The organism is Streptomyces sp. NPDC029216 (assembly GCF_040648015.1).
Classification (GTDB): Bacteria; Actinomycetota; Actinomycetes; order Streptomycetales; family Streptomycetaceae; genus Streptomyces.
The window spans coordinates 1-9,330 of the sequence record NZ_JBEZWL010000209.1 but is presented as its reverse complement, the minus strand read 5'-3'; the positions used below and the strand labels follow the sequence as shown (position 1 = coordinate 9,330).

Genomic DNA, 9,330 nt, shown 5'->3' with positions numbered 1-9,330 from the left:
CCCGCCGCCGTCGCCGGGCGCGTCGGCGGCGCCCTCGCCGCCGCCCGCGGGGACCCGGGTGGCCTCGGCCACGGATCCGGGGACCGGGGCGCGGATGACCGTGCAGGTGACTCCGGCCGCCAAGTGGGTGCGGGTGCGGGCTGCGGTGACCGGCGTTCCGGCCGGGGAGCGGTGCCGTCTGGTGGTGGTCTCCCGGGACGGTACGCGGTCCACGGCGGGCGGCTGGGTCGTGGGCACCGCGGAGCACGGCGAGGGCAAGGGCGCGGCCCTGGACGGCTCGGCGGCCGTGGACCCGGCGGACGTCAAGGCGGTGCTGGTGGAGAACGAGTCGGGGCGGACCTTCGTGGCCGTACCGGTGTGAGGACGGGGCCCCGCGCGGGCGGGGCCCCGTACGGGCCGTCAGGGGTTGTGGAAGCGGACCTCGGGGGCGTCGGCGCCGGGGCCGTCCAGGACCGGCCGGGGCTGCCCCTTGAGGTGCCGGTCGAAGAAGGCGCTGACGTAGGTCCGGGTCAGTTCCACGGCGCGGGGGCCGGGCAGCGGCGCCTCGGGGTGGGGGACGCCGAGCTGGTCACGCAGGGCCGGGTAGTCGGTGGGGCCGAAGTGGTCGGTGCCGTCGAGGGTGATCCAGCGCTTCCATCCGTCGAAGTGCTGCCAGGGGCCCTTCCAGTTGCCCTCCTGGTCCCCCGGCACGCTGGCGGCCGAGCCGAGGAGCATGAAGGGGCGTCCTCCGATGCCGGCGGCCGGGTAGGGCTCGGGCAGGGTGCCGTCCATGTCGATGCCCGCGCGGATGCGCGGGTCGGCTGCCATGGCGGTCAGGGCGGAGGCGCCGCCGATCGAGTGCCCGCCCATGGCGATGCGGCCGCTGTCGATCAGCCCGGCGTGGCGCCAGACGGGATGACGGCCGGTGAGGCGGTCCAGCAGGAAGGAGACGTCCTTGGCACGGGCCTCGGTGACGGCCTCCCGTCCGCCCGGCCCCTGGGTCTGGTCACACGCCAGGCAGGTGAGGATGCGGCCGCCGGGGAAGGCGGTGGCGGCGCTCTCGTAGGCGTGGTCGACGGCGGCGACCACGTAGCCCCGGGAGGCCAGGTCCTCGGCGAGGGAGGTGAGGGTGGCGCGCGGGACGGTGAAGCCGGGCGAGAGCACGATCAGCGGGTAGCGGCCGACGGCGGGGTGGGCGCCGACGCGGGCGTGGGCCCGGGTGGCGGCGAAGGCGGCGGGGTCGATGATCTTGTCGAGCCCCTTGTCGGCGAGGATCAGCCGGGCCTCTTCGGTGCTCATGTAGGGCGCCGGGGCACGGCCGGTGCCGCGCTGGGCCGGATAGCGCAGGGTGACCATCAGCTCGCGGGGGCCGGTGTGGGCCCAGGGGTCGGTGCGGCTGCGGTCGACGAGGTGGAGGTCCTCCGAGCCGACGGCGAAGCGGCCGGTGGGGGCGGGGAGTTCGGGCCCGGCGGTGCGGGTGTCCACCGCGGCCGCGGGTGCTGCGGAGGCGGCGGAGGCCGCCAGGAGCGGGGCCGGGAGCAGGAGTGCGAGTAAGGCCGCGGCGGCCGCGGTACGGCGTGTGGCGTTCATGACCACGAACCTAGTCGGGCGGCGGGGTGGTGATCATCGGCTCGCAGGCTGATGCCCGGTCCTCCTGCGGTCGGAGCCGGTCTCGCCGGGAAGTCGTACGGGCGTGTGCGAAGAAGCCCGGAAACGTGACGGAGCCCGGGAATATGTCCAATTCCCGGGCCCCTGAGTGCCACCCAATTGCGCACACCGGCGGCTTTTAAGAGAGGGGATCATCTTGAGGCCGACGTGTTCTGCCTTTGAACTACCGCGCCACGCAGAGGCGCAGGAGGGACTTGAACCCCCATCCGTCGGTGATCGTCCCCGCTCGGTCGATCCGGTGTTCGGCGGCGAATGCTGAGACTGGAGCGATAATCTGAGATTCAAGGGGCTGCACTCGGGCCGGCCCCCGTTTCAGCTTCAACGTCAGTTTCAGCTTGCGCTCTCGCGCACCCCCTGCGCTACAGGGGGCGTTCTCGGGGCTACCTGAACAGGTAGCCGAACACGGCGTCCCCGACCCGCTGGTCGGTGACCTCGGCGCCGTTGGCCTCCTCGCGGGCGAACTTCACGGCCTGCTGGAGCCGTTCCACCCGGTCGAGGAGCTCGTTGACCCGGCGGGCCGGCAGGGCGCCGGAGAACTTCACCGTCGTCCAGTAGCCGACCGCGACGTCCTCGTAGTACACCTCCACCTGCGCCGGGTGCTTCTCCGTGGCCTCCGCCTTGACGTGGTTGCGCGGCACCTTCTTGGTACGGATGGTGCGCACGGGTTCCGTCTTCCAGGAGTCCGTGGAGGGGTCCAGGTTCCAGGACTCGGAGGCGTCCAGGACCGGCAGCTTGCGCACGAAGGCGTGCAGGTCGGTCAGCTGCTTCTCCAGGAAGAGCAGGTAGGGCACCGGCACCTGGGCGAGCAGCACGTTGCCGTCGACGACGACGTCCGCCGCGGCGGTGCGGTTCGCCCAGTCCTTGGTGGCCGTCACGTCGAACAGGCGGGTCAGGGTGGTGGCCGTCGCCCGCAGCACGTCCTCCGCCTTGACCTGGACCCGGGTGGACTCGGGCGGCAGCTGCTCGCCCTCCTCGTCCTTGGGCTGGTACGTGCGGGAGATCCCGGCCAGCAGGGCGGGCTTCTGCACGTCGTGGTGGGCCTGGGAAAGCTCCTGGAGGGACTTGGACTTGACGCCCTTTTCGACTGCGATGATCTGATTCAGCTTCGGCACGTGATCAACCTACCAAGGACCCTGGTACGACTACCATTTCTTTTTCCTCCGCCCCTCAGGGGTGCAGGCGCACCGGGAGGTCGAACAGGTCGTTCTGGGTGAGGACCGGCTTGTTGCGCAGCTCCTCGCGCGGTACGGCGAGGGCCAGTTCCGGGAAGCGGGCGTAGAGGGCCGGGAGGGCCACGAGGGCCTCCAGGCGGGACAGGGCCGCGCCGGGGCAGACGTGGGGGCCGTGGCCGAAGGAGATGTGCCGGTTCGGGCTCCGGGTGACGTCGAAGGCGCCCGCGGTCTCCCCGTGCCGGGCCTCGTCGCGGCCGAGCGCGCCGAAGGAGACGATCAGGCCCTCCCCCTTCGGCAGGACCCGGTCCCCGACCTCGATGTCCTCGGTGGCGAAGCGGATCAGGACGTGTGAGGTGGGGGTGGCCCAGCGCAGGGTCTCCTCGACGACGTTCTCCCAGGGGACCTCTCCGGCGAGGACGAGGGCGCGCTGCTCGGGGTGGGTCTCCAGGGCGACGACGGCGTTGACGATCAGGCTGATGGTGGTCTCGTGGCCGGCGGCGACCATCAGCTGGAGGGTGTTGGTGATCTCCTCGGTGCTGAGGCGGTCGCCGTCCTCGGACGCGGCGATGAGCGCGCTGGTCAGGTCGTCGCCGGGGTTCTCCCGCTTGGCCTCCACGATCCGGGAGAACAGCGCCCCGAGGTCCGCCATCATCTGCGGGACCTCCTCGGGCGGGGTCTGGGTGGAGAAGAACTTCTCGAAGAGGGCCTTCAGACGGGGGTGTTCGGCGGCGTCGACGCCCATCAGCTCGCTGATGACGTTCATCGGCAGCGGGTAGGCGAAGGCCGCCTTCAGGTCGACGGTCTCCCCGGCCGGGAGCCCGGCCAGCTTGTCGAGCGACTCCGCGGTGAGGGCCTCGATGCCGGCGCGCAGCCGCTCCACGCGGCGGGCGGTGAGGGCCTGGGCGACGAGGGTGCGCAGGCGGCGGTGCTCCTCGCCGTCCACGGTCAGCATGGAGCGGCCGGGGTTGGCCAGTCCGATCAGCGGCCAGTCCAAGGGGATCTCGCCGCGCCGCCAGGCGCCCCAGACCTCGATGTCCTTGACGACCCGGGGGTCGGTGAGCAGGGCGCGCGCCTCGGCGTGGCGGGTGACGGCGTACACGCCGACGCCGCCGGGCAGGACGACGCGGACCAGCGGGCCGGCGGCGCGCAGTGCGGCGCTCTCGGCGTCGAGGTCGGTGACGAAGGGGTCGAGGGTGATCGGGGCGGGAACGGCCGGGACGGCGCCGGTGTGGTCGATCGGGCAGCTCATCGGGTGGCTCCAAGCGCGGGGGTCGGGGTGTAGGTCACGGGGAGCGCGGTGAGGCCGCGCAGCCAGGGCGAGGGGCGCCGGGTCAGATCGGCGGCCCGTCCGTCGAGGTCCACGTCGGGGAGCCGGTCGAGGAGGACCTCGATGCCGGTCCGGGCGATGACCTCGGCGACCTCCTGGGCCGGGAAGGGGCAGCGGTGTTCGCCGTGGCCGAAGGAGAAGAAGGCGTTGTTCCCGCCGGTGAGGGCGCCCGCGTCGGCGCGTACGTGCGGGTCGCCGTTGGCGGCGGCGAGGCCCAGCAGGACCAGGTCGCCGCGGGCGATGGTGCGGCCGCCCAGCTTGGTGTCGCGGGTGGGCCAGCGGCCGGCGACGTTCTGGGTCGGGGTGTCCTCCCAGAGCACCTCGTTCATGGCCTCGCCGACGCTGTGGCGGCCGCCGGCGAGGGAGGCGGCGAAGCGGTCGTCGGTGAGCATCAGGCGCAGCGAGTTGCCGATCCAGTCGGCGGTGGGCTGGTGGCCGGCGGCCATCATCACCATCAGGTCCTGGGCCACCTCGTCGAGGGTGAATCCGGCGGTGTTGGCGAGCATCCGGGAGACGACGTCGTGGCCGGGGGCCTCGGCCTTGGCGGCGAGCAGCGCGTACATGGACTCGCCGAGGTGGCGCTGGCCGGCCAGGGCGCCCTCGCTCCCGTTGATCATGTCGTTCATGGCGGTGACGAGGCCGGGGCCCTGTTCGTCGGAGAACCCGTAGATGCGGGCGAGGACGCGCAGCGGCAGGAGCATGGCGTACTCGCCGACGATGTCGCAGGCGCCCTTGCCGCAGAGCCCGTCGATCAGTTCGTCCGCGAAGCGTTCGGCGTGGCCCCTGAGTTCGAAGGGGTCGACGGATTCCAGGGCCTCGCTGATCACGGCGGCGCGCTCGCGGTGGCGTTCGCCGGTGGTGTAGAGGATGGAGGACTGCTTGCGGCCGATCATGGGGAGCAGGGGCCAGTCGGCGGGGATGCGGTCCCACTGGTTCCACAGGTCGGAGTCGCGGGAGAAGAGCTGCGGGTCGCTGGTGACCTGGTGCAGTTCGCGGTAGCCGAGGACCAGCCAGGCCGGGACGTCCCCGTCGAGGACGACGGGGGCGACGGCGCCGTGGTCGCGGCGCATCTCCCGGTACAGCTCGGCGGGGTCGCTCTGGAAGCGGGGGCCGCCGAGGTAGACGGGCTGGGGCTCGGGGGTGGTCACTGCGTGGGCTCCGGGAGGGTGCGGGGGACGGCCGTCTGGTGCTGGTGCTCTGGCGCTCGGCGCTGTTACGGGAGGGGCTGGAGGGTGTGGAGGTGCTGGAGGTGTTCCACGAGGGAGATGAGCACCTGCTTGCTGGAGTCGCGCGAGCGGGCGTCGCAGAACAGCAGCGGCACCTCGGACGGCAGGTCGAGGGCGGCGCGGATCTGCTGCGGGGTGTGGGCGGGGCCGCCGAAGTCGTTGCAGGCGACGACGAACGGGGTTCCGTGGTGTTCGAGGCGGTCGATGGCGTACCAGGAGTCGGCGAGCCGCCGGGTGTCGACGAGGACGACGGCGCCGAGGGTGCCGGAGAACAGCCGGTCCCACAGGAACCAGAACCGTTCCTGGCCGGGGGCGCCGAACAGGTAGAGGACGTTGCGGGCGTCGAGGGTGATCCGGCCGAAGTCGAAGGCGACGGTGGTGGAGGTCTTGGCGGTGACGCCGTCGGTGTGGTCGACGGCCTCGCCGGCCTGGGTCATCGTCTCCTCGGTGTTCACCGGGCGGATCTCGCTGACCGAGCGGACCATGGTGGTCTTGCCGACGCCGAAGCCGCCGACGATCACGATCTTCAGGCCGTTGTCGGCGGTGCTGCCGAGGGCCTGCCGGGGCGTGCCCGGGTCAGAGGTTGCGGAGTCCAACGAGCACCTGCTCCAGGAGTTCGGGGTCGGGAAGGCAGTACGTCGTGGCGCGGGGGTGCCGGGCGCTGACGCGCCCGGCCGCCAGGAGGTCGGCGAGCAGGATCCGTACGATCGACACGGGCAGGCCCAGTTCGGCCGCCACCTCCACGACGGCCGTCGGGTAGCGGCACATCCGCAGGATGGCCGCGTGCTCCGACTGCATGCCGGGTACCGGGTCGCACTCGGCGACGATCAGGGTCACCAGGTCGAAGGCATCGCTCCCGGAGCGGCTGCGGCCGCCGGTGAGGGTGTAGAGCCGGTCCGGGGAGTCGTCCCGGCCCGGCCGGGCGCGGCTCATCCCCGGGGCCTGGCGGTCAGATGCTCGCTCAGCTGCTCCACCAGTTCGGACATGTTGTGGCCGACGAGTCCGGCGTCGGCGTCCTCGGCGGCGACGAGCGCGAGGTGGGCGCCCTCGCCGGCCTCGACGATGAAGAGGATCCCGCCGTAGAACTCGGCCATGGCGGAGCGGACGCCGCCGGTGCCGTCGCCGAACTCGATGGAGGCGCCGTGGGAGAGGCTCTGGATGCCGGCGGCGATGGCGGCGAGTTGGTCGGCCTGGTCGACGGAGAGCTCGGGGGTGCGGCACAGCTTGAGGCCGTCACGGGAGAGGACGAGGGCGTGCCGGGCGCCGGGGGTGCGCTCCAGGAGCCCTTCCAGGAGCCAGCTGAGCGTCTCGTCGGTGGTGGCGGTCATCTCGTGTTGCCTTCCGGGTGCGGGGGATTCGTGGGCCGCTGCCGCGCCGGTGCGCTGCGCACGGCCTGGCGGAAGCTGCCGAAGTTGGCGGCGGACCGGGACGCGCCGGTGGGGGCGCCCTGGGTGCGGGACGCCGGGGACGCGGCGTCGGGCCCCTCGGGACGGGCGGCGGCCAGGGTGCGGCCGCGTCGTCGCTGGGGCAGTCCGCTCTCGCCGAGGACCGGGTTCTGGCCGGTGGATTCGGGGCCGGGGGAGCCGTCGGGGCCTTCGTGGGCGGGCTCGGCCTCGGCGCGCGGGGCGGGGGCGGGGGCGGGCGACGCGGGGGCGCGGCCCGGCGCGGGGGCGCGGCCGGGACCCGCCGTGGGGGCCGCGAGGAGCGGCGGAGCGGGCACGGGTTCGGCCGGGGCGTGGCTGATCAGCTCTTCCGGGATCATCATCAGCGCGCCGGTGCCGCCGCGGGCGGAGGGGCGGAAGGAGACGGTCAGCCCGTGCTTGCGGGCGAGGCGTCCGACGACGGCGAGGCCGAGGCGGGTGCCGGAGAGCCGCGCGAGGTCCAGGGTCTCGGCGCCGACGGCCTGTTCGGCGCGGCGCAGCTGGAGCTCGCTCATGACGAGGCCGCTGTCCTCGACGGTGATGATGATCCCGGCCGGTACCTCCTCCACGTAGACGTGGACCTCGGCGGTCGGCGGGGAGAAGTTCGCGGCGTTGTCGAGGAGCTCGGCGAGGGCGTGCATGACCCCCTCGGCGGCGTGTCCGGCGACGGCGGCCTCGCTGACGGAGTGCAGCCGGACGCGCTGGTAGCCGCCGATCCGGCCCATGGCGCCGCGCAGGATCGACTCCATGACGATGGGCTTGGCCCAGCGGCGGCCCGAGCGGGCGCCGGTGAGCACGGCGATGGAGTCGGCGAGGCGGCCGGCCTGGGCGGTGCGGTGGTCGAGGTGCAGGAGGTCGCCGAGGACCTCCTCGTCGGCGTGCCTGTGCTCCATCTCGCGCAGGTCGGCCAGCATTCCGGTGGCCAGGGCCTGCATCCGGCCGGCCGCGTTGGCGGCGGCGGCCATGGCGGCGGCCCGGCCCGACTGGGCGCGCCGCAGTTCCTCGCCGAGCTTCTCCCGGGTGGCCTGCTGGGCGGCGGTCAGGTGGTCGAGCTCGGCGGTGTGGGCGGCCGTGAGCCGGGCGGTCTCGGCGGTGTGGGCGGCCGTCAGCCGGCCGGTCTCGGCCGCGTGCTCGGCGGTGAGCCGGGCGAGTTCGGCGGTGTGGTCCGCCGTGTCGCGGGCCGCGTCGGCGGTCAGGCGGGCGATGTACGCGTCGCGGGTGGCGAGTTCCCCGGTGAGGAGGGCCAGGCTGCCGCTCAGCTGCCGGGTGGTGCGCGCCCACCAGGTGACGGCGCCGGCGGCGATGGCCAGGAGCAGGGTGCCGAAGGCGGCGAACCAGGCCAGCGGGAGGCGGACGTTCGACGGGGCCGCGGCCACCGCCGCCGCGGAGATGGTGCCCGCGGCCACCGCCGTGACCAGCAGGGCGAGCGCGGAGGGGCGGAGGGGGGAGGGCGACGCCGTCATCAATGCAGAGCCTCAAGAAAGGGGCGTATATGGAAGAGAAGGTTCCCTGTGGCAACGAGGCATCACTATAAGAGGATTGTTGATCGTTCAGGAAAGCCCTTGATGAAGATCACGCTGCGTAGCGCCCACTAAGGTTGCTTCTGGAGCGGTTTCGGGGCCATGCCATGGCATCCTGTGACGTCACAACTCGCCGGACGGGATCGGCGGCGGACGTCCGGGGAATATGGGGAAGATCCATGAGGCTCTGCTTCCTGGTGGAGGAGCACTACCGCCACGACGGCATGCCGAACGAGGTGATCCGTCAGCTGACCGCGTGGGGCCACCAGGTGGACGTCGTGCGGCCGGGCGGCTCGCTGCTGCGCATGACGGACCTGGTCCGGGCGGGCACGCACGACGCCTGGGTGCTCAAGACCGTCTCGGGCGGCCCCGGGCTCACCCTGCTGGAGGCCGCGGCCGCCGCCGGGGTGACCACCGTCAACGACGCCCGGTCGATCCGCGGGGTACGGGACAAGGCGCTCGCCGCCGCCGTCGGCAGCGCGCGGGGGCTCCCCCTGCCGCCCTCCTACGCGGTGGCCCGCCCCGAACTGCTCGCCGAGATACCGGACGAGCGGTACCCGCTCGTGGTCAAGCCCGCCGACGGCAGCTCCGGGCGGGCCGTGCACCTGGTGCCCTCGCCGGACCGGCTCGCGGCGCTGCTCCCCGAACTCGCGGGCGAGGGCATGCTCATCGCCCAGCCCTACGTCCCCAACCCCGGCACCGACATCAAGGTGTACTGCGTCAACGGTGAGCTGCACGCCACCGAGCGCTGCTCCCCCCTGCACCCCGACGCCGGCGTCCGCGAGCGCCGGGTGCCGCTGCCGGCCGAGGTCGCGGAGATCGCCGCCCGGGTGGGCGAGGTGTACGGGCTGGACCTGTACGGGGTGGACGTGCTGCTGGGCCCCGACGGGCCGGTGGTGGTCGACGTCAACGACTTCCCGAGCTTCCGCCAGGTACCCGACGCCGCGGCCCGGGTGGCGGGCGCCGTCCTGGACCTGGCCCGCGCCGGCGGCGGCCGCGGCGCCGGGCGGGCCTGCC

General features: G+C 73.4%; 9 protein-coding genes and 1 pseudogene. 2 read left to right on the top strand and 8 right to left on the bottom strand.

All coding sequences use genetic code 11. The annotated features are described in order from the left end of the window. Positions 1-361 (top strand): annotated as a pseudogene (locus tag AB0F18_RS36690) (anti-sigma factor); the annotation flags it as partial. A 38-nt stretch (positions 362-399) separates the two neighbouring features. Here the strand turns inward: AB0F18_RS36690 and AB0F18_RS36685 are convergent. The 8 genes from AB0F18_RS36685 to AB0F18_RS36650 all read right to left on the bottom strand — a co-directional run bounded on the left by AB0F18_RS36685 (position 400) and on the right by AB0F18_RS36650 (position 8,256). Beyond that, entirely contained in the window at positions 400-1,569 is a 1,170-nt protein-coding gene (locus AB0F18_RS36685; protein WP_362069072.1) for an alpha/beta hydrolase, read from the bottom strand. A gap of 458 nt (positions 1,570-2,027) precedes the next feature. Further along, on the bottom strand, positions 2,028-2,759 hold the full coding sequence (locus tag AB0F18_RS36680) for a hypothetical protein (RefSeq protein WP_362069069.1): 732 nt from the start codon (positions 2,757-2,759) through the stop codon (positions 2,028-2,030). Between the two features lie 55 nt (positions 2,760-2,814). Next, positions 2,815-4,068, bottom strand: a complete 1,254-nt coding sequence (locus tag AB0F18_RS36675; protein ID WP_362069066.1) for a cytochrome P450 — start codon at positions 4,066-4,068, stop codon at positions 2,815-2,817. Further along, positions 4,065-5,294: a cytochrome P450 gene (locus tag AB0F18_RS36670; protein ID WP_362069063.1), complete on the bottom strand. Its 1,230-nt coding sequence runs from the start codon at positions 5,292-5,294 to the stop codon at positions 4,065-4,067. The genes AB0F18_RS36675 and AB0F18_RS36670 overlap by 4 nt, the downstream gene beginning before the upstream one ends. Positions 5,295-5,359: 65 nt before the next feature. Then, entirely contained in the window at positions 5,360-5,968 is a 609-nt protein-coding gene (locus AB0F18_RS36665) for an ATP/GTP-binding protein (RefSeq protein ID WP_362069060.1), read from the bottom strand. Beyond that, positions 5,949-6,305, bottom strand: a complete 357-nt coding sequence (locus AB0F18_RS36660; protein WP_362069057.1) for a DUF742 domain-containing protein — start codon at positions 6,303-6,305, stop codon at positions 5,949-5,951. The genes AB0F18_RS36665 and AB0F18_RS36660 overlap by 20 nt, the downstream gene beginning before the upstream one ends. Further along, entirely contained in the window at positions 6,302-6,700 is a 399-nt protein-coding gene (locus AB0F18_RS36655) for a roadblock/LC7 domain-containing protein (RefSeq protein ID WP_362069054.1), read from the bottom strand. The genes AB0F18_RS36660 and AB0F18_RS36655 overlap by 4 nt, the downstream gene beginning before the upstream one ends. Continuing rightward, entirely contained in the window at positions 6,697-8,256 is a 1,560-nt protein-coding gene (locus AB0F18_RS36650) for an ATP-binding protein (RefSeq protein WP_362069052.1), read from the bottom strand. Before AB0F18_RS36650 ends, AB0F18_RS36655 begins: the two co-directional genes overlap by 4 nt. 236 nt (positions 8,257-8,492) lie before the next feature. Here AB0F18_RS36650 and AB0F18_RS36645 point away from each other — a divergent pair. Next, a partial coding sequence (locus tag AB0F18_RS36645) for a hypothetical protein (protein WP_362069049.1) occupies positions 8,493-9,330 on the top strand: 838 nt, incomplete at its 3' end.

Coding starts and splice junctions, on each gene's coding strand:
- AB0F18_RS36685 (WP_362069072.1), bottom strand. CDS start 1,569: ATGAACGCCACACGCCGTACCGCGGCCGCCGCGGCCTTACTCGCACTC.
- AB0F18_RS36675 (WP_362069066.1), bottom strand. CDS start 4,068: ATGAGCTGCCCGATCGACCACACCGGCGCCGTCCCGGCCGTTCCCGCC.
- AB0F18_RS36660 (WP_362069057.1), bottom strand. CDS start 6,305: ATGAGCCGCGCCCGGCCGGGCCGGGACGACTCCCCGGACCGGCTCTAC.
- AB0F18_RS36655 (WP_362069054.1), bottom strand. CDS start 6,700: ATGACCGCCACCACCGACGAGACGCTCAGCTGGCTCCTGGAAGGGCTC.
- AB0F18_RS36650 (WP_362069052.1), bottom strand. CDS start 8,256: ATGACGGCGTCGCCCTCCCCCCTCCGCCCCTCCGCGCTCGCCCTGCTG.